23 protein-coding genes are annotated in these 26,237 nt (G+C 35.8%); 11 read left to right on the top strand and 12 right to left on the bottom strand.

The window, feature by feature from the left end; translation table 11 throughout:
- Positions 1–2: 2 nt before the first annotated feature.
- Positions 3–782: a carbon-nitrogen family hydrolase gene (locus tag HCJ45_RS12630; protein ID WP_187125041.1), complete on the top strand. Its 780-nt coding sequence runs from the start codon at positions 3–5 to the stop codon at positions 780–782.
- 69 nt (positions 783–851) lie between these two features.
- Here HCJ45_RS12630 and nrdG read toward each other — a convergent pair whose 3' ends face one another.
- Complete coding sequence (gene nrdG, locus HCJ45_RS12625) at positions 852–1,403, bottom strand: anaerobic ribonucleoside-triphosphate reductase activating protein (protein ID WP_185346814.1); 552 nt, start codon at positions 1,401–1,403, stop codon at positions 852–854.
- On the bottom strand, positions 1,396–3,546 hold the full coding sequence (gene nrdD / locus HCJ45_RS12620) for an anaerobic ribonucleoside-triphosphate reductase (protein WP_187125040.1): 2,151 nt from the start codon (positions 3,544–3,546) through the stop codon (positions 1,396–1,398). Before nrdD ends, nrdG begins: the two co-directional genes overlap by 8 nt.
- A gap of 290 nt (positions 3,547–3,836) precedes the next feature.
- Between nrdD and HCJ45_RS12615 the strand changes: the two genes are divergently transcribed.
- A complete protein-coding gene (locus HCJ45_RS12615; RefSeq protein WP_187125039.1) occupies positions 3,837–4,937 on the top strand; it encodes an ABC transporter ATP-binding protein in 1,101 nt (366 codons plus the stop codon).
- A 43-nt stretch (positions 4,938–4,980) separates the two neighbouring features.
- Here HCJ45_RS12615 and HCJ45_RS12610 read toward each other — a convergent pair whose 3' ends face one another.
- Positions 4,981–5,952, bottom strand: coding sequence for a Gfo/Idh/MocA family protein (locus HCJ45_RS12610; RefSeq protein ID WP_187125038.1), 972 nt, complete (start codon positions 5,950–5,952; stop codon positions 4,981–4,983).
- A gap of 133 nt (positions 5,953–6,085) precedes the next feature.
- Between HCJ45_RS12610 and HCJ45_RS12605 the strand changes: the two genes are divergently transcribed.
- The 5 genes from HCJ45_RS12605 to HCJ45_RS12575 all read left to right on the top strand — a co-directional run bounded on the left by HCJ45_RS12605 (position 6,086) and on the right by HCJ45_RS12575 (position 10,914).
- Positions 6,086–6,904, top strand: a complete 819-nt coding sequence (locus HCJ45_RS12605) for an HAD family hydrolase (protein ID WP_187125037.1) — start codon at positions 6,086–6,088, stop codon at positions 6,902–6,904.
- 18 nt (positions 6,905–6,922) lie between these two features.
- Complete coding sequence (locus HCJ45_RS12600; protein ID WP_187125036.1) at positions 6,923–7,765, top strand: ComEC/Rec2 family competence protein; 843 nt, start codon at positions 6,923–6,925, stop codon at positions 7,763–7,765.
- A 131-nt stretch (positions 7,766–7,896) separates the two neighbouring features.
- Entirely contained in the window at positions 7,897–8,559 is a 663-nt protein-coding gene (locus HCJ45_RS12595) for a cyclic nucleotide-binding domain-containing protein (protein ID WP_187125035.1), read from the top strand.
- A 334-nt stretch (positions 8,560–8,893) separates the two neighbouring features.
- Entirely contained in the window at positions 8,894–10,474 is a 1,581-nt protein-coding gene (locus HCJ45_RS15025; protein WP_246456569.1) for an EndoU domain-containing protein, read from the top strand.
- Positions 10,475–10,497: 23 nt separating this feature from the next.
- On the top strand, positions 10,498–10,914 hold the full coding sequence (locus tag HCJ45_RS12575) for a hypothetical protein (RefSeq protein WP_187125034.1): 417 nt from the start codon (positions 10,498–10,500) through the stop codon (positions 10,912–10,914).
- 700 nt (positions 10,915–11,614) lie between these two features.
- On the opposite strand, the gene HCJ45_RS12570 is transcribed toward HCJ45_RS12575, so the two are convergent.
- Positions 11,615–12,115 carry a GNAT family N-acetyltransferase gene (locus tag HCJ45_RS12570; protein WP_187125033.1) on the bottom strand — a complete coding sequence of 167 codons (501 nt, stop codon included), beginning with the start codon at positions 12,113–12,115 and terminating at the stop codon, positions 11,615–11,617.
- Between the two features lie 135 nt (positions 12,116–12,250).
- On the opposite strand from HCJ45_RS12570, the gene yidA reads away from it, so the two are divergent.
- Positions 12,251–13,063 carry a sugar-phosphatase gene (gene yidA / locus HCJ45_RS12565; RefSeq protein ID WP_187125032.1) on the top strand — a complete coding sequence of 271 codons (813 nt, stop codon included), beginning with the start codon at positions 12,251–12,253 and terminating at the stop codon, positions 13,061–13,063.
- A 179-nt stretch (positions 13,064–13,242) separates the two neighbouring features.
- Here yidA and HCJ45_RS15180 read toward each other — a convergent pair whose 3' ends face one another.
- Positions 13,243–13,302, bottom strand: a complete 60-nt coding sequence (locus HCJ45_RS15180; protein ID WP_232048003.1) for a hypothetical protein — start codon at positions 13,300–13,302, stop codon at positions 13,243–13,245.
- Between the two features lie 303 nt (positions 13,303–13,605).
- Between HCJ45_RS15180 and HCJ45_RS12560 the strand changes: the two genes are divergently transcribed.
- Complete coding sequence (locus tag HCJ45_RS12560; RefSeq protein WP_187125031.1) at positions 13,606–15,042, top strand: glycoside hydrolase family 1 protein; 1,437 nt, start codon at positions 13,606–13,608, stop codon at positions 15,040–15,042.
- Positions 15,043–15,046: 4 nt separating this feature from the next.
- Entirely contained in the window at positions 15,047–15,682 is a 636-nt protein-coding gene (locus HCJ45_RS12555; RefSeq protein WP_187125030.1) for an SMI1/KNR4 family protein, read from the top strand.
- A gap of 57 nt (positions 15,683–15,739) precedes the next feature.
- On the opposite strand, the gene HCJ45_RS12550 is transcribed toward HCJ45_RS12555, so the two are convergent.
- On the bottom strand, positions 15,740–17,137 hold the full coding sequence (locus HCJ45_RS12550) for a glycoside-pentoside-hexuronide (GPH):cation symporter (protein ID WP_187125029.1): 1,398 nt from the start codon (positions 17,135–17,137) through the stop codon (positions 15,740–15,742).
- An 18-nt stretch (positions 17,138–17,155) separates the two neighbouring features.
- A complete protein-coding gene (gene yicI, locus HCJ45_RS12545) occupies positions 17,156–19,420 on the bottom strand; it encodes an alpha-xylosidase (RefSeq protein WP_187125028.1) in 2,265 nt (754 codons plus the stop codon).
- Between the two features lie 143 nt (positions 19,421–19,563).
- Between yicI and HCJ45_RS12540 the strand changes: the two genes are divergently transcribed.
- The gene (locus HCJ45_RS12540) at positions 19,564–20,700 is read left to right on the top strand and encodes an ROK family transcriptional regulator (RefSeq protein WP_187125027.1); all 1,137 of its coding nucleotides are present in this window, start codon (positions 19,564–19,566) and stop codon (positions 20,698–20,700) included.
- A 127-nt stretch (positions 20,701–20,827) separates the two neighbouring features.
- On the opposite strand, the gene HCJ45_RS12535 is transcribed toward HCJ45_RS12540, so the two are convergent.
- The 5 genes from HCJ45_RS12535 to HCJ45_RS12515 all read right to left on the bottom strand — a co-directional run bounded on the left by HCJ45_RS12535 (position 20,828) and on the right by HCJ45_RS12515 (position 26,162).
- Positions 20,828–22,714, bottom strand: a complete 1,887-nt coding sequence (locus HCJ45_RS12535) for an ABC transporter permease subunit (protein WP_187125026.1) — start codon at positions 22,712–22,714, stop codon at positions 20,828–20,830.
- Positions 22,715–22,800: 86 nt separating this feature from the next.
- A complete protein-coding gene (locus HCJ45_RS12530) occupies positions 22,801–23,436 on the bottom strand; it encodes a histidine phosphatase family protein (RefSeq protein ID WP_187125025.1) in 636 nt (211 codons plus the stop codon).
- A 71-nt stretch (positions 23,437–23,507) separates the two neighbouring features.
- Complete coding sequence (locus HCJ45_RS12525; protein WP_187125024.1) at positions 23,508–24,467, bottom strand: ring-cleaving dioxygenase; 960 nt, start codon at positions 24,465–24,467, stop codon at positions 23,508–23,510.
- A 6-nt stretch (positions 24,468–24,473) separates the two neighbouring features.
- Entirely contained in the window at positions 24,474–24,890 is a 417-nt protein-coding gene (locus tag HCJ45_RS12520) for a MarR family winged helix-turn-helix transcriptional regulator (RefSeq protein ID WP_187125023.1), read from the bottom strand.
- A gap of 129 nt (positions 24,891–25,019) precedes the next feature.
- The gene (locus tag HCJ45_RS12515; protein ID WP_187125022.1) at positions 25,020–26,162 is read right to left on the bottom strand and encodes an ArgE/DapE family deacylase; all 1,143 of its coding nucleotides are present in this window, start codon (positions 26,160–26,162) and stop codon (positions 25,020–25,022) included.
- Positions 26,163–26,237: the final 75 nt, after the last annotated feature.

Raw genomic sequence — 26,237 nt, 5'->3', positions numbered from 1 at the left:
ACATGTGGAAGTTGGCATTATGTCAAACGGATGTAACGTTTAAGTATCCAGATGCAAACTATGCACGGATAGAAAAAGCGATTGTGGAAGCTGCAAAAAAGGGAGCTGATATCGCTGTTTTACCAGAGATGTGGAACACAGGGTATGCTTTAAATGAATTAGGGGGCATTGCTGATTTAAACGGAGATCGTACGAAAGAATTTTTGTCTAATCTATCCGAAAAACATCAAATCGCCATTATCGGCGGCTCCGTTGCCATCTCAGAAGGAAGTAAATTTTCCAATACTATGTATGCGTTTGATAAATACGGTGACCTGCTTTCTTCCTATAAGAAAGTTCATTTATTTCAACTTATGAACGAACATTTATATTTAGAGGCTGGGAATGACACAAACTTATTTAGATTAAATGGGGTATCTTGCGCTGGTTTTATATGTTACGATATTCGTTTTCCAGAATGGATTCGCAAACATACTTCTGAAGGCTCTGAGGTTTTATTTATTTCTGCCCAGTGGCCTGTCGAACGAATTACTCAATGGGAACAGCTTTTAATCGCCCGCGCAATTGAAAATCAAGCCTTTGTAGTTGCGGTAAATCGAGTTGGAGAAGATCCTAACAATCACTTCAATGGTCATTCGCTCGTTATTGACCCTCTTGGAAATATTGTTGCGCATGGCGATGAAGACGAAGGTAATATTTATGCCGAAATTGATTTAAATTTAGTTGGAGAAACAAGAGGAACTATTCCTATTTTCACAGACAGACGCCCTGAGTTATATTAAACGATAAATAAGCAGAAATCATTGTATACAGTCATTTTAAAATGGTGTATATCTGATTTCTGCTTATTTTTATAGCTGATAAAGCACTACTTCATTTTGATTAAGTGATTTTTGTACATCAATAATTCGTTGATTGCTAGAACCTCGGAAAGCTAAATTTGGATCGAATAATTTTTGTTCGAATCGTCCGTCGACAAGCACATCTATTAACGAAAGCAACTCTAGTTTATCAGGCGTTTCTTGCATCATTTCATCCCAAGTATAACCTGTCCATGACCAGATATCTTTCGTTTCGCCATAGGTCTCACGGATTCGCTTCACAACAGATAAGCAAGTGGCCGTATTTAAAAATGGTTCCCCACCAAGAAGCGTCAATCCTTGAACACTCTCATGCCCAATATCTTTTAAAATAACATCTTCCAATTCTTTTGTATAAGGCTTACCATACTTAAATGATTGCGCAGCTTTATTGTAGCAACCTTCGCAGTGAAAAGGACATCCAGATACGTACAAACTGCACCGTACGCCCTCCCCATCAACAAAATTGAATGCTTTATAGTCAGCTATATACCCTCTGGATAATTCAGTCGACTTCCATTCACACGGTTTTGGATTATTCACCTAAATTCTCCATATGTTTTACACGATTACTAATTTCCACATGACGTCCATGTACCATTGGGCGTTTCATCGGGTTTCCTAAATAGCCACATGTGCGTTTTACAACATCCGCTTTTTCAGGATCCGTATTGCCGCAACTTGGACATTTAAAACCTTCTTCTGTTGGTACAAATTCTCCTTCAAAGTCACATTCATAGCATTTATCAATTGGCGTATTAGTACCAAGGTAAGCTACGCGATCATAAGAATAATCCCACACTGCTTCAAGCGCTTTCGTATTATGAACCATTTTTGGATACTCACAGTAATGAATAAATCCGCCTGAACAATATTCTGGGTAGTCTTTTTCAAAATCAATTTTTTCAAATGGTGTAATTTTTTTGCGTACATCATAGTGGAATGAATTTTGGTAGTAGTCTTTATCTGTGATGTCTTTAATTACGCCGTATTTTTCTTTATCTAAGCGATTGAAACGATCTGTTAAACTTTCACTCGGGGTAGAATAGACACTAAACCAATAGCCATATTCATCTTTCCAGTTATCTGCATAAGCTTTTAACTCTTTAAGAATATCTAGTGTAAAATCTTTTGCAGCTGTATCGCCTTCCCATTCGCCACCATAAAACACAGTTGCCGCTTCATACAATCCGATATAGCCAATAGAAATTGTCGAGCGCTCTTTATTGAAAAGTTGATCAACATTTTCCCCATCTTGCAGTCGTTTACCGAAAGCACCATACTTATATAAAATTGGCGCATTTTCTGGACGAGCTTGACGTACACGGTTTAAACGGAAAAGAAGTGCATCTTTGACTGTTTTCATCCGTTCATGGAAAATTTCCCAGAAACGCTCTTTATCTCCACCACTTTGGATAGCAATACGTGGAATGTTTAGCGTTACAACACCAAGATTATTTCTACCAGCATTTACATGTTCCCCGTTCTCGTTAGTCCACGCAGGTAGGAATGAACGACAACCCATTGGCACTTTAAAATCACCGGTTAAACGAACGAGCGAATCATAATTGAGTACATCCGGATACATCCGCTTAGAAGAGCATTCTAGCGCTAATTGTTTAATATCATAATTAGGGTCAGCAGCATTTAAATTAGTTCCACGTCGAATCGAAAATACTAATTTAGGGAAAATAGCTGTATGTTTATCTTTCCCAACACCACCAATTCGAACTTTTAGGATTGCTTTTTGAATTTCTCGTGCAAACCAATCTTTACCAAGCCCAAACCCTAAAGTCACAAATGGCGTTTGACCATTACTTGTGTATAATGTATTAATTTCATATTCCAAACTTTGCATTGCATCATAAATATCTTTACGCGTTTTTTCTTCTGCATATCCTTCTTGTTTTTCCGGAACTACCCATTCTACTGCGTCTTTCTTATGCTTTTCAAAATTCAAACGGGCATAAACAGATAATACTTCATCAATTCTATCTACAGAACAACCACCATACTGCGAACTAGCTACATTTGCGATGATTTGTGCAATTTGTGCTGTCGCTGTTTGGATGGATTTCGGACTTTCTACATTAGCATTTCCAATTGTAAAACCTTTTGATAGCATACCTTCAATATCAATTAAGCAACAATTTGTCATTGCATGATACGGGCTATAATCTAAATCATGAAAATGAATTTCTCCCTTTAAATGGGCATTGGATACGTGTTTTGGCAGCATATATTTTAATGCATAACTTTTGGCTACGGCTCCTGCTGTCAAATCTCGTTGGGTGTTAAATACAGTTGCATCTTTGTTGGCATTTTCATTGACGACTGTTTTGTCTTTTTGTAGTAATTTTTCTACACTTTTGTGCATGTCTGTGATGTTCTCGCGCTCATGATCGCGGTCGTGACGATATTCTATGTAAGCCCTCGCAACATCTGGATACGTTGATTTCATTAAAGTATTTTCAACGCTATTCTGGATTTCATCAATGGTCATATCTGCCTTGTTAGGTAATTCACTTACAACCTCAAGCAAAACCTCTTCTAAAAAAGTTTCATCTTCTAAATTAATTGCCTTCATAGATGCTTCTATCGCATTACGAATTTTAATTAAGTCAAAACTTGCTTTACGGCCATCCCTTTTTATTACCATTTGTTCATTAAGTTGTTCCACGTACATGATAATCCCTCACTAACTATATATTGTGCCTGCTTTAATAATATAACACAAGATGAAGTTTTTTTATAATGATATCTGAGGTTTTTTTGTAATTGGGACTAAAGAATTAAATAACATGAAATTTTCTTCACATAAAAGGTCTTTTGTCACTTTACATCGTTTTCGTTTTTTGGTAATTAAGCAAGTTGCCCAATGGATGAAAATTTTCTTTGTGCAGGTTGCCATAGTTTTTGTAAAGCGTTTTCATATACAATAGACACAAGTTAAAAAATAGAAAGAGGCGAAGTTAGTTGGCACAATTATCACTAGAACATATTTATAAAATATATGATAACAAAGTAACAGCAGTATCTGATTTTAATTTAGAAATCGACGACAAAGAGTTTATCGTTTTCGTTGGTCCATCTGGTTGTGGTAAATCTACTACTTTACGTATGATTGCTGGACTAGAAGAAATTTCTAAAGGGGAATTATCCATTGATGGCAAAGTAATGAATAACGTTGCACCAAAAGACCGCGACATCGCAATGGTATTCCAAAACTATGCACTTTACCCACATATGACTGTATATGATAACATGGCTTTCGGCTTAAAATTACGTAAAATGCCAAAAGATGCTATTAAAGAACGTGTTGAACATGCAGCAAACATTCTTGGTCTAACAGAGTACTTAAAACGTAAACCAAGCGCACTTTCCGGTGGTCAACGTCAACGTGTTGCTTTAGGACGTGCAATCGTTCGTGATGCCAAAGTATTCTTAATGGATGAACCACTTTCCAACTTGGATGCAAAACTACGTGTCCAAATGCGTGCGGAAATTACAAAACTACACCAACAATTAGATACTACAATGATTTACGTTACCCATGACCAAACAGAAGCTATGACAATGGCTACTCGTATCGTTATTATGAAAGATGGTGTTATCCAACAAGTTGGTTCACCAAAACAAGTGTATGATCATCCAGTAAATATGTTCGTAGCCGGCTTTATTGGTAGTCCCGCAATGAACTTCTTCAAAGGTCGTTTAGAAGGTACCCACTTTATCGGTGATGATTTCACTATCGCTGTACCAGAAGGCAAACTAAAACTTCTTAAAGATAGAGGATTCGACGGTAAAGAAATCGTTTTCGGTATTCGTCCTGAAGACATCCATGATGAACCAATTGTGATTGAAGCAAACCCAGGTTATACTTTCAAAGCAACTACTATTGTAGCTGAATTAACTGGTGCTGAATTTATGCTTCATAGCCGTGTTGGTACACATGAATTTGTTGCTCGTGTTGATGCTCGCTCTGAACACCAACCAAATGAAGTACTTACACTTGCATTTGAAATGTCTAAATCTCACTTCTTTGATCCAGTAACAGAAGATAATTTGACAGACTAAAATACTAATGAAAAGCCAGCCGAATTTTAACGGCTGGCTTTTCTTATTTTTCAAACGGAAACTTAATACCCCATTGTGTTCTAACATCCGTCATAATCGCAATAACATCATTCGTTAACTCGGATGTTGGATTTTCTCCTGTAGAGATACTTTCTTCCATTGCTGTAATTTCGTATTCTAACGCTTTATCCGTATCACCAGCAACAATTTCTTCTACTTTTCCTGTAGTCGTGTTAGTCACAGTTGCTCGGCTTGCACGCGGGTATTCGTCGACAGTAATAAACCCTTCTTCACAAGCAACAATTCCACGTTTTGGCACTTTTGCTCGGAAAGATAGCGACACGACTGCAAGCTCTTCTTCCTTATTCTTAAGCAAAATGCCAGATTGCTCATCCACACCCGTTTCGAATTTTTTCATCGTTGTTAATATCTCATTTGGAGCTTCCGTTAAGAAATAGCGCGCAAAGCTTAACGCGTATGTACCAATATCAAGCAGCGCTCCACCCGCTAAATCCATATTGTAAAAACGGTTGCTTGGGTCTTTTTCTTTTGCGCTTCCGAATGCAACTTGGATAAGTTTTAATTTGCCAATTTCGCCCGAATTAACCACTTCTCGTAATTTTTTATAAAGTGGCATGTGGAAAATCGTCATCGCTTCTTTGACAATTAAGCCTTTTTCTTTTGCAAGCGCACTTATTTCATCCAATTCGGCACTGCTCACTGTAATTGCTTTTTCCGCTAGCACATGCTTACCATTTTGCAAGCTTTTCATAATATATTCATAGTGATTGGAGTGCGGCGTTGCAATATAAACCACATCTATCACTGGGTCAGCAAGCATTTTATCAAAGTCATCATATACATTTTTAATATCATATTGTTCGGCAAATGCTTGGCCCTTCTCCAAATTTCTAGCCCCTACTGCATAAATTTCACGGTCTAAGCCTTTCATTCCCTCGGCAAATTGGTGCGCAATCGAACCCGGACCAAGAATTGCCCAATTAAGTTTATTCATTATAAAACCCCTTACACTTATATTTTCAAACAAATTTAATGTTAAAAATTATGTATAATTCTATTGTATCATAATAACTATTCCCGTTCGTACATGGTATACTTAAGTTATTAACTAAAAAGGATGATTATATTTGACTAAAAAATATTTAATTTGTTCTGATATTGATGGTACCTTATTACGCTCGGATCAAACCGTATCAGAAAAAACACGTGATTTAATTCAAACTTTAGAAAATGACGGTCATATTTTTTCCATTTCCACTGGCCGGATGTATCGTTCCGCACGTGAAGTTGGCTTACAAGTGAGCAATTCCGGTCACGTTATTGCTTCTAATGGTTCCTATGCCGCGATTCGAGATGAACCGCTTCTTAAAACAACTTTAGAAGAAAAAGCCATTCGTGATACCTATCATATTATGCGTGATTTTGATTTACCATTATTTTTCTTTTCTACCAATACATTATTTTATACAAAGGAGCCACCTGCTTTTTTCCAAAGTCTTGCTGACAAAAGTCGACTAGATACTGGTCATGATCGTTTTTCACTGGTTTCAATTAATGATTCCGGAGCCTTTGATGAAAATTTACATCACTTTTTAAATGCTATTGTTGTTGCCGAAGAAGATGCCTCTCGCTTAACTGCTGTTCGAACTGCCTTGAACGGAGCAACTGGGATTCGCGTTCTTTCTTCTCATCATAATAATTTAGAAATCTTACCTGCTAATTCTGATAAGAGAACGGCTGTTGAAGCACTCGGAAAACATTACAACATTCCACGTGAAAGAATCATCACTTTTGGAGACGGAGAAAACGACATCGGTATGCTAGAATATGCCGGTATCGGAGTTGCAATGGAAAACGCAAGCGACAACGTTAAAGCCGCAGCAAACAACATTACAGACACCAACGAAGCAGATGGGGTTTATAAGTTTTTAAAAGAATTTATTTAAAAGAATAGAGGGATATGGATGAAAAAAGGAATTGTTAACATTTTGCTTGTTTTTGCTTTAGTGACTGGAATATCTATTCCTAGCTCCATGCAAGCAGAGGCTGCCGCACCAAGTATTAAAGTGCACTTCATCGATGTAGGTCAAGGGGACGCTATTTATATTAAAGCTCCAAATGGTGAAGATATTTTAATCGATGCCGGAAACAAAGGTAAAGGGAAAACCGTTGTTAATTATCTAAAAAAATTAAAAGTAAAAGATATCGAAATCATGATTGCTTCTCACCCGGATGCAGATAATATTGGTGGGCTTCCAGAAGTAATGAATAGCATCAAAGTCAAAAGTCTTTATGCACCTAAATCCACTAATACTACTGCAGCATATAAAAATTTTGTCAATACTGCTAAAAAGAAAAGGTTAACCATCAAAAATGCCAAAGTTGGATTAAAGTTACCTGTAAAAGGTGTAACAGCACAATTTGTTGGTCCCGTTAAGTCCTACGGGAAAACAGATCGAAATAATTGGAGTGCTGTCCTTCATGTAACTTACAAAAGAAACACTTTCCTTTTTACTGGTGATGCACAAGTAAAAGCTGAAAAAGATATGATAAAAGCGAAAAAGAAATTACGGGCAGATATATTAAAAGTTAGTACACAAGGCTCCAAAAACGCCACTAGCGCTACTTTTGTTAATATTGTAAAACCTAAATACGCAATCATTAGTGTTGGTAAAAATGGATATGATCATCCAAACTCACAAACGGTTAGAACCTTAACAAAGGCAAAGGCGAAAATCTACCAAACCAATAAAAACAAAACCATTGTTGTAACCGGAAATGGCTCTTCTTATAAAGTCGGAAAATAGTCACACTTTAATTTTAAATTAAGCTGTTTTGGGAGGATACTACCATTTTTAAAGTCTATTTTTAGTCATTCCATTTGTTAAAACAGTGCTATACTATTATTTTAATCATTAGTTTTAAAGGAGACGAAAAAATGGCTTTTCCATTTAACCATGAGGAATTTATCCACATGATGGAGCAATACAAACTTGAATCCACTCAAATAACAGTTCCGGCGAATACCATATTGAATGATTTAGCATTGGAAAATAAAGATTGTCTATACCTGCTTAAAACTGGAATTATAGCAGGATATATTGATTATGAAAAAAATCAAATCTATTCTATTTTTAATGATAATTTTTTTATGGGTTACTATACTATTTTTGACAATCGCCCATTTACTTTATTATGCCAAACATTAACTGAATGCGAGATAGTAATTTATCAGAAAAAAGATATTGAATTTGCCCTTTCACTTTTCCCGGAAAATTTTAGCTTTCAGTACACAATCATGAAAACAATTGCCATGCATGCGTATTACAAATCACTTTTACAATACCAAAATAAAAAAAATCAGCTTGCCTTTGCATTTGAAACGATTGTTAACCTATTAAATATAGATATAATCGACGGAGTAGCCACTTTACCTAAGTCCATTACAACTACTCTTATCAAAAACTACTGTACACTTTCTAAAGCTTTTTTCTATTCACAATTAAAAGAGTTAAAAGCTTTGGGTATTATCACTAAAGTAGACGCAAAATGGCAAATTAATATGATTGCTTTGTGTGCTAAAAACGATCGAACACGTTAAAAAAAGACTGCTATAAATACGGTCTCTTCAGATTGTAAAAAAATGTTTGGGAATTAACTACAATGACAGTGCTGGTGAGATTTTCTATTACCTAATTGGCGATTTCTGGAAGTTTACATTAAATTAATAGCAATTTCTCATTTACTTTGAGCTCCTAACGTCACTGTTAGGGCTTTTTTTATGCAAAAAAAATACGCCAATCATAAATGTTTTTAGTCGTCTTGCTCCATGTTTTTCCTAGAGTTTCCATTTGTGAATGATATAATAAGAACAGGAGAATGGACGCCGAACAAAAGAAGAGAGGATACGAATACATGCAACGGGAGGAAAAAACATGAGTATCGATATGTACGTATCAAAATCCAAAGCCCAAGCAACGAGTACAAGCCAAGTTTGCCAACAACACTTAGAAGGCTATGAAGCACTCCAACAGGCGATTAGTCAGTTTACGCTAGAACCTTTTTTAAAAGGAAAAGCATATGACTCGGCCAAAACTTATTACAGCACCGTGCTTTACCCCCTTGTGCAGGGAGGGATTTTATTAACAGAAGCGACCGAAGCAGCTGTTAAAAAATTCCCAGAACGTTATCAAAGTGAAGTGGACAATGGGGATCTCAAACAGTCCGAACTGGAAGAACAAATACGACGAGTCAATGAACTCATCCACCAAGCGAATGACCTTGAGAATCAAGTGAGGCAATCCCCGTTATCCGAAACAGATCAGCGCATGCAGCTACAATTTAATCAGGCTCTAAAGGAAGCGTATCAAACGAGCAAACAAGAACTAGAAGAAAAGCTTCAAAAATTAATCGCCTTTCACGCAAGTTCGCCCAGTATTTTTTCCGAAATCGCGAGTTTGAAACAGGCGATTGATCAAGGCTTGGCTCAAACAAAGACCGCTTGGAATTCAACATCGGGTACCTTTATGATTCCAAGTCAAGAAAAACTAGCATGGGCAAATACCATTCGAGCTTTTCAACAGAAAAAAGAGGCACAAGAAGAACCAGACACGACGGGCCGAACCTATACACGAATAGACTTAGGAAACGGGACATACATATGGGCATGGTCCAAAGATGGCCGCACACTAACCCAAGACGATATTCAATTCACTGTAAAACATGATAAATGGGCAGGAAAAGATGGTGGATTAGGAAAAATGCTAGCCCAAGCAGAAGCAATGAAAGCCGAAGCGAAAAACTTTGACCCAGTGAAAGCAATAAAAGAAATAGCCGACCTCTTTACACCGCTAGGAGACGGTGTTAGAGTTATGACAGGTGAAGACCCGATAACCGGAGACAAGCTATCATGGGGCGAACGAGGACTGTCCTTGTTATTTATCATTCCACCTATTAAAATAGGAAAATATGGGGCCAAAGGGTTTAAATTTGTTGCTGAAGGTATAGAAGACCTAAATAAGCTCCATAAAAAAGCAGACAAGGTGAAAGATGTAGGAAAGAGTACGGAGAAAGCCAGTGGGGCTAAATCTACCCTAACACCTGAGATGGAGGCTAAAATTTTAGAGGGACAACGTAAAGGAACTTCAAATGGAATTAACGGAGGGCACGCACCAAGCATCAATAATTCTAATTCAAATTTTGCTACGGAAACTATAAAAGTAAATCCAGATGGAACTAAACTTATAAAATATACCAAACAATTTTCAGATGGAAATATTTCAAAAATAAAAACAAGCACAGTGTTTCCTGACGACTGGTCAGATAAAAATATTATTGACTCTATTCATGAAGTTAGTAATTCCAAGGCCATTGGACAAAGGAGCAGTGATGGTTTAACGCTTCACAGAGGGGAAATTAATGGAGTAGAAATTGATGTAATTAAAAAAGGAAATGAAATAATTTCTGGCTATCCTGTTGGGGGAAAACCCACTCCAGGATTTGACTCAATAAAATAGATTTAGAAAGGATAGTGTAAAGGATGTTTGAAAAATTGGATAGTTATTTACTAGATTTTATTAATGAAGATTCATCAGAAGACTTTTGGTATGACTATGCTTATATGCAAGCACAAGAATTATTGAATAATTTTACTCAAAGTGATTGGGAAGAAATGTATAAAAATATTGATGCTAAAAGTGACTTATGGAAAATACGAGTAGCTTACTGTATTGATGAAGATGCAGGAATGAATGGCTTGACATTCCTTTTAAGTTTAATGAGTGATAGTGATGACGTTGTTGAGTATGCAATAGATTCACTGAGGTCATTTGATTCAGAAGAATATAAGAGCATAATAAGTTCAAATGATAACTTAAAAATGAAAGCACAAAACCTATTAGAAAGTGCTAGTCCGCCAGTAAAAAAAATGTTAGAAAACTTTTTAAAAATAAGCTAATTAAATGTTACAAAACTAAATAAAAAAGGCACTTTACCAAGAAATCAATAATTAATTTTTGAAGTAAATGAAAGAACAATAGGAAGGTAAAATATAGCTTAATGAGAGTTACTTATTAATAAGCAAATGTATTGTTATTACGATATATCTATAATAAATACTGAAAAATCAGCTTAAATAATAGTTATTATTTGTGCTAGTTCCCCTTGTTTTATTTTTAAATTTTCACCTGATGTAAATACTCCTGGAACATCAGAAAGATCGCTAAAATTTTTTATAGCATAGAATCTCTGTCTTTTTGCGGATTTTTCTATTGAAGAATCTGTTAAAATTACATATCCTCCTAAAAAGTTAGCAATGGCAGTAGAAAGACTACCATTGTTTCCACAGGTGTTTTGTACGTCGCTAAATTGTTAATTATGATTTTGCGTATCATACTCATCACTCCAACCCTAAAATTTAAGTATACATCTATCAACTCCATTGTCTTACTTTGATTGCAAGCTTAGAAGGACTATCAATACAATCAAGAATAAAATCAGAGTCTAACATCCCATTTATAATAAAAAAAGCATTAAGCTCAGGATAAAAATCCATCACTTAATGCTTTTATACATTATCCTATTTATTTGATGTCACTCACAATAAGTATATTTACTTCCTTATTAAATATTTACCCAAATGCAGTCTCCTTTTCTAACTAAATATCTAATGTATAAATAGCCACTTGATGTTCTTTTTCACCATATGTTGCTGTTTTTGTTTCTTCTTTTGTGTAGCCTAAATGTTCAAAAAAGCCACTTGCCTGCTTATTTTCAGCAAGAACTCCTAGCGCAAGCGAATCAGCCCCGCCGTCACTCGCCCATTCTTTTATCGTTTGATGAAGTACTTTTCCAAGACCATTCCCACGAGCTGCTGGAGTTAATAATAGTAACCCTACAAACCAACGACCTTTTCTTGGATAATCAGATACAATGTCCACCAAACCAATTGGCTGTTTATTTTCATCCAACACAGCAAGAATAAATTTATCAAAGCGTGTCTTTCCTTTTGGAATTTCTGTAATGATTTTTAGTGCATCACTTTTGGATGCTGGTTTACCTTGTCCTATTAAATAATAATCTTCCGAAGCACCACAAACAGCTTCTGCAAGGGCAACATCTTTTTCGGTTAAGAACTTCACGTGATAATTACGTTTCATTATTCCACTCTTTTCTGTATCAAGTTTCCAAATCCATCATGCCATAAATTCCTTGTTGTTTCAATAGATAGCCAGAAATCCAGTTGAATTTATGCTATACTAGAATGAGTTTATAATGGAAAAGGAGCTATGAAATTGTATAAATTAATTGCGATTGATATTGATGGAACACTGCTAACAGATGATCATAAGGTAACGACCGAAGTAAAAGACGCGATTCGTCACGCCAAACAAAAAGGTGTAAAAGTCGTGCTTTGTACAGGTCGTCCACTTGTTGGCGTAGAGAATTACTTAACTGACCTTGAACTGCGCGAAGAAGGCGACTATGTTATTAGTTTTAACGGCGCATTTGTTCAAGATACTTTTACAAAAGAGGTTATTTCTCACTTAACCCTTGGCAAAGAAGACTTAGAAGAAATTTATCAAGTGAGTCAAGATAGTAACTTACACATGCATTTCTTTGATAGCAATGCTCTTTATACACCTAACCGAGAAATTGGTAAATATACGATTGTTGAAGCATACCTTACTGGTAGCCAACTTATTTTTAAAGAAATCGAAAATGTACCTGATGATTTTATTATGTCTAAAGCAATGTTTATTGAAGAAGCCCCTCAACTGGAGGCTGGTATGGAAAAAATGTCTGAAACATTTAAAGAGAAATATCATTTAGTCCGCAGCACGCCGTTTTACTTAGAAATTCTTAACCGGGATGCAAGTAAAGGTAATGCGGTACGAGAGCTTTCTGAAAAACTTGGCATAAAGCAAAGTGAAGTTATCTGTATCGGCGACCAAGAAAATGATGTAACAATGCTTGAATTCGCTGGGCTTGGAATCGCAATGGGCAATGCACCAGAACACATTAAAGAATTAGCTGATTATACAACAGCCTCTAACAATGATAGCGGTGTTGCCAAAGCCATCCAAAAATTTGTGCTTGATAAATAAATTTAGCACTTTGTCTTAATTAGATTTATTGTTAACATCGCCTAAATATGTTATTATAAAACATGAAAAGAGAGCCATGCGTCAACATGACTCCCTTACAGTGCAAACACCATTTAAGATGGTGACAGCCTTATTAGATTCTTTAAAATCCACCTAGCCGTCAAGCTTATGGGTGGATTTTATTTTTTGTCGTTTTTACTGTTCATAATTGTCACGATTAAGACTGCAAAAGCAATCATAAGCGTAAGACTTTCGAAAACAGTCACACGTTTATCCTTTCCAGGCGACGCAAAAAAACAACATAAGCACCACCTACTTTCTAATGAAGAAGGTTGGCACACCACCATAAACTTGTTTACCTAATTATTATAACATGTAGGAATCCGTAGAAAAAGCGCATCTAGAAATTCGCTTTTTCTGCTATCTAAACATATTTCCCTTATCAAATCTGCGCTTTTTAACTATCTTTTTAAAAGAATATACTTTAAAATATATTAGTAGAGTTTTTTATTAAAAATCGTTTTAAATGGAGGTTATTTTTTATGGAACATCAAAAACGTTCACCATTCCCAAAAGACTTCTTATGGGGTTCTGCATCTGCAGCTTATCAAATTGAAGGTGCCTGGGACGCTGATGGCAAAGGTAAATCTGTGTGGGATGAGTATGTCCGCATTCCTGGAACCACTTTTAAAGGTACCAATGGTGATGTAGCAGTAGATCATTATCACCGTTATAAAGAAGACGTAAAACTAATGGCGGAAGCTGGACTAAAAGCTTACCGTTTTTCCATCGCTTGGACTCGTATTTTCCCAAATGGTAAAGGAGAAGTAAACGAAGCTGGCTTACAATTCTATGATAACTTAATTAATGAATTGCTTAAATATGATATTGAACCACTTGTAACGCTTTATCACTGGGATATTCCGCAGGCACTATTTGATGAATATGGCGGTTGGGAATCTCGTCAAGTTATTGAAGATTTCACAAATTATTCAACAACACTTTTCAAACGTTATGGTGACCGTGTAAAATATTGGATTTCCTTAAATGAACAAAATATTTTCGTTGGTATGGGTTATGGTCAAGCACTTCATCCACCAAAAGTAAGCGATCCAAAAAGAATGTACGCAGTAAACCATATTGCTAACTTAGCTAATGCAAGTGTTATTAAAGCTTTCCATGAAATCGTTCCTGATGGAAAAATTGGACCAAGTTTCGCTTACACACCTCATTATCCAATCGATACTGACCCTAAAAATGTTCAAGCAGCAGATGATGCAGAAGAATTAAATAGCTACTTCTGGATGGATATGTATGCATTTGGTCGCTATCCAAAAGCTGTTTGGAAGTATTTAGAAGAAAACGATATTGCTCCTGTTATTGAAGAAGGCGATATGGAATTACTTGCCTCTGCAAAACCAGATTTTATGGGAGTCAATTATTACCAATCCGCCACTGTTGCATACAATCCACTTGATGGTGTTGGTCAAAGCAACGAAATGAACTTCACTGGTAAAAAAGGTAGCACAAAAGAAACAGGCGAACCAGGCGTTTATAAAAAAGTAGTGAATCCTTTTGTAAAAACAACGAACTGGGATTGGACAATTGATCCAAAAGGCTTACAAATTGCGCTTCGTCGTATTAACAGCCGCTATGCGCTACCAATTTTAATCACCGAAAACGGTTTAGGTGAATTTGATAAACTAGTGGACGGAGAAATAAATGATGATTATCGTATCGACTATCTAAGCGCTCATGCTACCGCTATTCGCGATGCAATCAGTGATGGAGTTGATATGCTAGGATATTGCACATGGAGCTTCACTGACCTTCTTAGCTGGTTAAACGGCTATCAAAAACGCTACGGCTTTGTTTATGTTGACCGTGATGTAGAAGATGATGCACCAATGACACGTATTCCGAAAAAAAGTTATTACTGGTATAAAAAAGTAATCGAAACAAATGGCGAAGAATTATAATCGTATGACTAGCAACCAAGATACTCTCGAAAGAATTAATGCCAAAATCACTACATTAAAAACCCTTGATACCAATAAAAATTTATTCGGCGCTGACTCTCATAATTATGAGCTCCAAGCACCATTATCAGAGGTTTCTATCAGCCAATTCGAAAAATCACACCAAATAACCCTTCCCTCTGGTTACCGAATGTTTTTGCAACAGATTGGTAATGGCGGGACTGGACCTTATTATGGCTTAGAGTCTTTAGAAGATGGCGTATTTGCTTCATTAGATTACAAAAAAGCAAATTACGGTTTGCAAAACTTAAGTCAACCGTTTCCTCATAAAGAGGCATGGAATCTTCCAGTAGATGCAGATAATATCTCAGAAGAAGATTATCAGGCTTGGGAAGATGCTTATTTTCAAGATGCGGTCGCAAATGGTCTCTTAAGAATTGCTAACTTCGGATGTGGTGTTTCGATAAATTTAGTTGTTCATGGTGAATCATACGGAGAAATATGGGTTGATGATAGATGTAATACTAATGGAATTTATCCTGATGGTTATTTTGGCAATGAAGACCGTTTAGATTTTCTTGCTTGGTATGAATTGTGGTTAGATATATCTATAAAGGAATTACAACCGGACACCCTATAAAGTAAAACCTACTGAAAAAGAAGCGAGTTTCTTTTTCAGTAGGCTTTTTTAATATCTTTAATCGTTTTCTTTTTTATTTTCTATTATTTGACGATTTCGTTCCTCTAATTCTACTAAATAAGTTTTTTCTTGTTTATCCGCACGGTAGAAGAAAAGTGCCACACTTGCAATTAAAAAGCCAACAATTGGAAGCCAAACAAAGTTAAATTCAATTGCCTGAAGCGAAGAAGCTGTCTGTACTTGATTGGCTTGATAACCCGCACTTGCCAAAATACCTGCCGTTAAAGCTCCGCCAATTCCCATACCAAATTTTGCTCCAAAACTAGAAGCGGAAGTTAAAAGTCCTTGCGCGCGAACACCGTTTTTCCATTCGCCATAGTCTACAGTATCAGCAAGCATAACCGAAAGTAGTCCTGAAATAAAGCCAGTTCCAAACGCATTCACAATAACTCCTGCAATAATAATCGCAATGCTCAAACTATGTGCGCCTATCCCCATAATTACTTGTCCTATTATAGCTAAAATAAGACCTATAACCATTGTATTCCGTTTACCAAATTTCCCTGCAACTGTCGGTGTGAAAAGAAGTGTAAGTAACGAACCAAAAGCAAGTGCCATAATAATTGGAACCAGATCCTCCCGTCCAAGATTATATTTAAAGAAATAAATCGTTGTCTGGTTCTTCATTGTCATTGCCATCCAGTAAATAAAATTAATTAAAATCATAATTACCCATGGCCAGTTGCGTTTTATAGCTTTAATACTGTCTTTAAGCCGAACAACTTTTTGAACATTTGCTACCCGTTCTCTTGTATTCACAAATGTATTTAAAAGTAAAATTACAGCTACAATGGAAAATAGTAATATTGTCAGAAAGAAACCTTTTTGTTGATCTCCCGCTCCTAAAAATGCCACTATTGGAAGCGTAAAGACCGTTACAATAATTTGACCTAAAGTTCCACCAAACTGGCGAATAGTTCCAAGTATAGTACGTTCTTTCGGATTGTTGGTTAGGCTTGGTAAGATAGATGTAATAGGTAAGTTTACACAAGAATAGAAAACACCAACTAAAATATATGTTACATAGGCCCAAACAAGTTTTCCACCATCAGAAAAATCTGGCGTCATAAACGTTAACACACACATCAAGCCAAATGGGATGGAAAACCACAAGAAAAACGGTCTACTTTTGCCCCATTTTGTATGAGTTCGATCAATCATTATCCCAATAAGCGGTCCATCAAACGCATCAATAACACGAGCTACTAAAAATAAAGTTCCAACTGCCGCTGCACTTAATCCGTATACATCTGTATAAAAAAACATTAAATAAGTTGCAATAACTTGAAATGCTAGATTACAAGCTGTATCACTCAAACCATAACTAATTCTTTCTTTCCATGGAACCATTGCTTTAAGTGTTTTAGTCTCTTCTATGCTTTTAATTGCTTCCATTTTACTACCTCTCTTCTTTTATTTTAGTTGAAGCATTTGAGTCCCTTTAAATTGTTCCACCTCAGCGCTGTTTGTTTTATGCCAGACAAGTGTATAGTTTTCGATATTTTCCACTTCAACAGTAATAGTATTCGATTCTTTTTTTACTCGTACGCTAGCTACTTCTTCACCTGATTTAGAGAAAATAGGTTGTGTGGTAACAAGATCTTTTCCTTGGAATCCATAAATGTGAATTTCCGGATTTTTAGTGTAATCATACTCTGCCTGCTGATCATTCTCGCCCATAACAATCACACTATTTTCTTTTGCAAGAAGTGGGAATGACATATAATCATGTGTTTCTTGATACCACTTTTCTCCTTCATACACTTTTTCTGTTAAAATATTTGTCCATTTTCCTTTTGGTAAGTAAAATTCTCCAACGCCAGAAGCATTAAAAATCGGTGCCACAAGTAAAGAATCTCCCAACATATACTGACGATCAAGTGTATGTACAGTTAAGTCCTCTGGAAAACTCATCACCATTGGACGCATCATCGGTATACCTGTTTTATGTGCCTGTGTAGCATGACGATATAGATAAGGCATTAAACGTAACTTTAATTTTGTAAACTTCCTTGTTACTTCTGTTGCCTCATCATCAAAAATCCAAGGAACTCGATACTCTACATTGCCATGATAGCGACTATGTGATGATAGCAGCCCAAACTGTGTCCATCGTTTATAAATATCTGCGGTTGCACCTTCTTCAAATCCGCCAATATCATGACTCCAAAAACTAAATCCTGAAAGCATAAATGATAATCCTCCGCGAAGTGATTCCGCCATTGATTCATATGTGGATAAACAGTCTCCTCCCCAATGGACTGGGAATTTTTGGCTTCCTACTGATGCTGATCTCGCAAACACAACTGCCTCACCGCGCCCTTTTTTTCGTTCTAATAATTCGTATACCGCTTCATTATATTGATAGGCATAATAATTGTGCATTTTTTCAGGGTCGGACCCATCAAAGTAAGTCACATCGGTTGGAATACGCTCGCCAAAATCTGTTTTAAATGCGTCTACTCCCATATCTATCAGCGCTTCAAGTTTAGATAAATACCATGCTTTTGCTTTTGGGTTTGTAAAATCAACAATCGCTTGACCACCTTGCCATAAATCCCATTGCCATACCGAACCATCTTTCTTTTTAATAAAGTAACCGCTTTCTTTTCCTTCTAAAAATAATGCCGATTTCTGCGCAATATAAGGATTAATCCAAACACAAATTTTAAGTCCTTTTTCCTTTAAACGTGTTAACATTGCTTCTGGATTCGGAAATACGCGTTTATCCCATTCAAAATTGCACCATTCAAAATCTTTCATCCAAAAACAATCAAAATGAAATACTTCCAGCGGGATATCTCGTTCCTTCATACCATCAATAAAACGATTAACCGTTTCCTCATCATAGTCAGTACAAAATGAAGTGCTAAGCCAAAGCCCAAATGACCAAGCTGGTGGAAGTGCTGGTTTTCCCGTTAAATCAGTATATTTATGAATAATTTCCTCCATTGTTGGACCATAAATAATATAGTATTCAAGTTCTTCACCAGCCACACTAAATTGATTTTTTGATACATGCTCTGTCCCTATTTCAAACGAAACATGTTCAGGATGATTAACAAAAACACCATATCCTTTGTTACTAATAAAGAATGGAATATTTTTATAAGACTGGTCACTACTAGTTCCGCCATCTTTATTCCAAATATCTACTGTTTGACCATTTTTAACAAAATTAGTAAAACGTTCCCCCAAACCGTAAATATTTTCTCCTACTGATAAATTAAGGCGCTCACGCATAAATGAACCGCTTTCAGATTCAATATAAGCTTGACTATTAATATCAGAAGTTGTTAACGGAATATTATTTCCAAAAAATGAGATTTTATAATTATCTTTATCTAATTCTGCCGTTAAACGCCCTGTTGAAACTACTATTTTCCCTTCTGAATCCGCTATTTCCAAATCCAGCTTCTCTTTTTTTACGGAAAATTCCGGGCCTTTTTTCAAACCATTATCGTGGTGTTTTAAAGTAACTTTCAAAATATCTTCTTGTGGGGATTCTAGGTTAACTGTTAACATACCTAGGTTTAACGTATCATTACGTGCTTGGATTTTTTTAAACGGTGTAAACAAAGAAATTGAATCCGCTTTCATTTTGTAATCAAAAACTTCTTTCGGATTATGAATTGTGTACCCTTCTTTAACGAGCCAAATACCATCTGTAAACTTCATTGATTTCCCTCCTATTAATAATTTTTCACAAGCTTCTATATTAGTTAGCATGATAAACTAACTAACTTAATAATAATATAAATAATTCTATTTCTTTTGTCAAGCTTTTTTGCTAGAATAACATTAGAGAGGTGGGGAACTATATGTTTGTTGATCGTGCAAAAATTAGAGAATCCAACGAACGGATTGTACTTCAAACAATCGCTAACAATGGGCCTCTTTCTCGCGCTGAATTAGCAGAAACAATCGGTTTAAATAAAGCAACTATTTCTGATATAGTGAAAAAATTAATGACTCATAAATTAATTAATGAAGTTGGTATTGGAGATAGTACCAGTCAAGGTGGTAGAAAGCCTATTATGCTTGAGCTAAATGCAAAATCAGGTTTTTCTGTCAGTATTGATATTGGCTATAATTATATCGATTTTATGGTACAACGCCTAGATGGGACGCCATATAAACGCGAACTTCTCTCCTTTATTCAAATTAATCGAGAAACTATTGTTCAAGAAATTATTCAAAAACTAGATATTTTTCTTGCTGACTTACCAAAATCGCCACATGGCATCATTGGTATTTTAGTCGCTATACATGGGATTGTTTCAAATAATAAAATTTACTTTACTCCAGCCTATGATTTAGCTGGGCTTGACTTTGAAAATGCTCTTAGCACGCGGTTTGAATGCCCTATTTACTTGGAAAATGAAGCAAATCTACTTGCTGTATCTGACCATGCAAAAGAAATCAACTATCAAAATTTAATAAGTATTAGCATTCACTCAGGTATTGGTAGTGGTATAATTTTAAATAATCAGTTGTACACTGGCACTAACGGATATGCAGGCGAAATCGGGCATATGACTATCTTTCCCGAAAGTGAACGCAGATGTCCCTGTGGCAGTAGTGGTTGTCTTGAGTGCTATGCCTCCGAAAAAAATGCACTCGATTTATACCGGCTTCAATCTGGAAATGAAAATGCAGGTGTGCTTGATTTATGTCATGCTTATATGACAAAAGATCCCATCGCGATAGCTATCATTCAGGATATGATTTCCTATCTAGCAATGGGTATCCAAAACTTAACTGCACTCTATAATCCTGAAATTATTTTTATTAATAGTGAGATTTCACGACATATTCCGACTTTCACAAATCAAATTCAAGCCAAATTGACTTCATTTACATCAAAAAACATTGAAATTAAAGATTCACATTTAGGAGAAGAAGCCATCTTATACGGTGCTAGTTATTTAATTATCCAACGCTTTTTAGCATCATAAAACCTTCTTCAAATCCATTAAAACCAACATAAATAGCACCTATTTGTTAGCATATTATATTAACAAATAGGTGCTATTTTTAATTTCGCTGCTTTGGTGCCGACACTTATGTTCTTAAAAATATGCATTAGATTTTTTTACTATCTTCATCCATTTTCATTAGTGAACTTGCAATCATTTGGAAGCATAGAATCAGTAGCATAAATAATAATAATGGCGGTATAATAATCCAAAATTGATGATTTGCGAAAACAAATTTAGCATTTGCAATTAGCCCTGATAGCTCTGGAATAACCGGATTAAGTATACCATCATCCGCCCCTTTAATTGCTCCGCCGATAAAAATCCCTAAAATCGCCAAATGAACGAACATTTGTAACACTTGCACCAATTGTTCTAACCATACCAAAATTAATTTAGACCAAATTTGCGGATTAACATGTTTTGTTAAAATCCATCTGGCATTGCCACCAAAAACGAGTGAATTTAACATAAATTCTTTTTTTAAGACTTGCGAAATCTCACTGCTAATTCGATTGGTTGTAATGGGTAAAACGATAACGACCATAATTAACACTTGAAAAGCAATTCTCGTAAATAAACTTGTCTCAAATACACCAGAATAGCTAATATATTCATTCACCATCACAATAAAAACCAAAAGTGATAATGGTAAATAATGCATGCCATCCGCCACACTCTGAACAAAATTTCTTGTTCTAGGTTTACTGAAAAATGCTAATGGGACTGCTAAAAAATAGCCAATAACAACACGTAATGTAGCAATCAGAACTGCACTAATTAACGTATACTTGACGCCCACTAATAACTGATCCAGAATCGAATTTCCAGCAGAATCCGTTCCTAACAAAACTTCCCCATTGGGCTTAAATGGCGCCATTCCAGTTACATGCCCTGATGAATCACTAATAAATTTTAACGTGTGAATCGTGTCACCCATAAAGCCGTAAATTAAACTTATAAGAAGAATAATACTAAGCGTTGCGAATGGAATACTAAAGGATGGTCGCTTTAAGCACTTACGCATCATTAATACTGATTTTCGCCATTTGCTCTTATAGTCTCCTTTTTCCACTACCGTTTTTTGGAAACTATTCCAGTGTAGCGGAATTCGTGTAATAGCCTCACTAGTGATTGTTTTCCCGCGACTAAGCCATAAATCAACTAATGCATAAAAAAAGTAAAACGGCGTGAAAATTAAGGCTAATATTAAAAAGGTATTTACTGGGTTAAAGCCTGCTAATAAATAATATAGCACCCCTTCAATTCCAAATAAAAATTCAACAATTAAATAAGCGCTTAAAATAAACCAAATAATAGTTTTGGACTGATAAAATAAGCTTTGTGCCATATTTGGTGTCGCATGACGAAGTAAAATTGTTGTGTTGGTTAATCCTTTTCCACGTGCTAATTCAATATAATCCGCACGCCATTCATGTTTCATTAATAACATCATCATTTTATAAAATAGTACGGTTGGAATAATTGATAGGCAGACGATTGGCGCCGCATAAATCTGTTCTCCATTTAGACTATAAAAATTTAATGTAAAGATTCCTGTTTGTTGATATATGTATACGACCAACATTTGAATGAGAAAAATAAAAGAAAAATCTGGAAAGGCTTGAAGAAGTGATGAAAAACCAGCTAATCCTTTTCTCAACCATTTTGGACCTCGAAAAGTCAGAATTACTAACAAATAAGCAATAATTAATGAAATCAGTAAACTAGCTAGAATAATTTTCATTGTGTACGCATAAGGGCCCGTAATAAAATCCATTAAAGATACATGAAAAATTTCCACACTTCCTTGATAAGTAATTTCCCATGTAGACGGATGCATAATTGCCGTAAAAATTGACTGAAGTGCCTCTAAATAAGTGCCAGATGACCATGATGTTATTTTGCTAAAAATCGCAGGTACACAGCTAATTAAAATAATTCCGATAATTCCTAAAAAATAATGTAGAAAAATTTTGACAATTCTTTTCATATGTATTCGTTCTCCCTTTTTGGCTATCCTAGTATTTTAAAAAAATCTAGGACATGCCCGTATCTGAGCAATGTCCAAGATTTAGCTTATTTTAAATCCAAATGTCCAACTTCATTTAATTTTCTAAGTGTAAATTCACCATTTTCATAATCTACAACGCTAATACTAGTATTTAAAATCCGCGGTGCTTCTTTACGATGATCTTCCACTGTTCCATCTTGAAGCAAATATAATAATAAAGTAAGCGCCATGCCGTGAGATACGACTAAAATATTTCCACTTTTCGTTTCTGAAATGATTTTCTCTACCCCTTGTAGCAGTCGTTCAGCAAGCTCATAGTAAGTTTCCCCGCCATTTACTTCTGCACTGTAGGTTTCTGGGCTATGGAGAATTTTTGCCCGTTCTTCCGGATATTTCTCATCTAGCTCCATCACAGTAACGCCTTCCCATGTTCCAAAGCTCATTTCTTTTAGTTCTTCTAGTGCACGAATTTCGATATTTCGGTCAGCTAAAATATAAGCAGCGGTATCTTTTGTACGTTTACTTGTGCTAGTATAAACTGCCTCAAACGGTGTCTCTTTTAAAACTTCACCGACAGCCTTTGCTCCGTCTATACCTTCTGCAACAAGCGGTGAGTCTCCCCATCCCTGCATTTGTCCTGTCATATTCCATTCAGTTTTGCCATGTCTTACAAAATAAATTGTTCGCAAACCCTCTGCCAAATTCCTGCCTCCTAATTACACGTTCTGATAAAATTGTATCATGAATAGGCATATTTTCAAGGTTTTCTTTATTATTTATTAGTATCTAATGGTTTTAAATGTCTTAAAATTTCTTCTCGACGATTTTCTAAATGTGGCGGTAGGTCAACGTATGTGCCTTTTTCTTTAGTGAAATCTGTTTGAAATCCAGGACCATCCGTTGCAAGTTCAATTAATATCCCATTACTTTCACGGAAATAAAGCGAGTGGAAATAAAAACGGTCTACATACCCAGAATTATTATAATCAAGATCTTGAATCATTTCAGTCCAGCCAATTAAGTCCCCATCTGTTGGTACCCGAAACGCTACATGGTGAATTCCGCCAGCCCCTAGATTGCCTGGCTCAAGGTCTGGAGCTGATTCAACATGGACTTCCCCGCCAATCCCAACAGCTCCAGTTTTAAATACCGTTACTAATTTATCATCTGCTTCATATGCGCCAATTCTTTCAAATCCTAGCACCTTTGTTAATAACCGATCTGTTTTTTCTTTTTTGAAAACAGAGAAGTAAACCGGTCCTAGTCCACGAATAGCATATTCAGCTGGTACTGGACTATCTTCCCAATTGGAAACAGTTGTTACTTGTGTGCTAGTTTCATCAGAAATCAGATTTATTGGTAAGCCGTCAGTATCTTTCAATCGGATAATTTTACGTCCAAATTGATCAATTGGCTTACTATGAAAAATCCTTTTTTCATCTAGACGTTTATCCCAATATTTTAATGCTTCATCACTTGGTACACGTAAGCTCAGCCCAGAAATACTATTGCGCGATGGATGATTCTTTGTCATATTAGGAACCTCAAAGAATGTTAGCGCTGTCCCTGGCGAACCTATTTCATCACCATAATACAAATGGTACGTATAGGGATCATCTTGATTGACTGATTTTTTTACTAACCTTAGTCCCATTATTTTTGTATAAAAATCAAAGTTTGCACGTGCATCTGCTGTAAAAACAGACACATGATGAATTCCTGCTAGTTTCATAAAAAATCACTCTCCTAATTTTTTTAAAAGTTGAAGCAATACTTTTTGTTCTTTTCTAGATAATTTATCGAATTGAGATTGCTGAAAAGCTTCTTGTTTAGGAACATTTTCGATATAACAAGCTCTGCCTTTTTCTGTTAGCGTAATATATTTTTCACGTCCTGCTTTCGTTCGGACGATGTAATCAAGTTCTTCTAATTTTGTAAGGAGTTGCGTTACATTGCCTTTTGTTACAACTAGCTTTTCCGCCAATTGTTGTTGCGTAATTTCACCCTTTAACCCAATCTGAGCTATACAGTCGAATTGTGCTGTTGAAATACCAGTTTCACGCAAATTTTGATTGGTCAGTTTCATATTTTGATTGTAAAAACGACTCAATCGAAACCATAACAAAACACCCAACCGTTCTTCTTTTTTCACCATGTTTCTTCCCCTCCAATATCATTAGTTTAGTACTAAACCTTTGATAAAGCAAGTAATATACCTAGATTTCCAGCTAAAAAAACAGGCGCAGCAATTATTTTGCTGGCCTGTTTATTATTTGTTTAAATTTTATTTATTTAAAAACTCTACTGCGATCTGTTTATAAACATCCACCATTTCCAAATAATTATCAATGGAAACATTCTCATTTACTTGGTGAGGCGTATCATTACCTGGGCCAAAAATGATCACTGGAAATACTTTTTTCGCTTTAGTAAATTCTGCTGCATCTGTTGTTCCAGAAATACCAAGTAACGGAATATCTTTTTTAAGAATATCTTTTGCTACGCTTTTAGCAACATTTACAAGGTTTGAATTTTTATCACTAAATACTGGTTGTTTATCAAAATCAAATATTAATTCTAATTTCACATTTTCCTGTTTATTTAGTTCGTTACAAATCTTCACTAAAATTTGTTTCACTGTTTCATTATCCATCTCTGGAATGGAGCGAATATTCCCTTGTAGTTGAGCTTTTTCTGGGATACTATTCACTTGGTTTCCGCCATCAATCACTGTAACGTTATGAATGAAATCACCTAAAATTTCATTGGTTACATTAACGGATTTTGTGAATTTTTCCACTTCATTATAAAACAATAATAAGTTATCAATAGCATTTACACCAAATTCTGGTGTAGAACTATGCGCATTCTTACCAGTAGATTTAACTGTGTAATTAATAGAACCTTTATGTGCATAAACAATTTGAGGTCCACTCGGTTCGCCAATAACCATTCCATCTAAATCATCCGCATAACCTTCTTCTGTAAGTTGTCTCGCACCTAATTCCCCAACTTCTTCTCCAACGGTTGCCAATAATTTAATTTTACCATTTAATTCGGTATTTTCTTCCTGAAGTTCAATCATCGCAATAACCATCGCAGCTAGACCGGCTTTCATATCAGTAGAACCACGACCATAGAGCTTCCCTTCCGATTCTGTTGCTTCAAAAGGTGGGAAAGTCCATTTAGAAGTATCTCCCGCATCAACAACATCCATATGTCCAGAAAAGGCTAACACTCGACCTCCGCTTGCACCCACTTCACTCACAAGGCTTGCGCGGTCTGTGTCATATTGAACTTTCTCAGATTGAATATTGCACTCCGCTAACAATTTTTGCAAATAATTCGCTACCTGCTCTTCATGCCCATTTGTTGAGTTAATATTGATGATGTCTTTTAAAATTTGTAGCTTTTGTTGTCGTTCCATTTCTTCGCCTTCCTTCTTTAGTATTCACTCTAAGTCTTCCCTTTTTTTCTTTAAATAAACAGAGCAAAAATCGTA

The organism is Listeria immobilis, assembly GCF_014322845.1.
GTDB lineage: Bacteria > Bacillota > Bacilli > Lactobacillales > Listeriaceae > Listeria > Listeria immobilis.
Note: the sequence above shows the minus strand (reverse complement) of the source record. Positions and strands in the feature narration are given on the sequence as shown.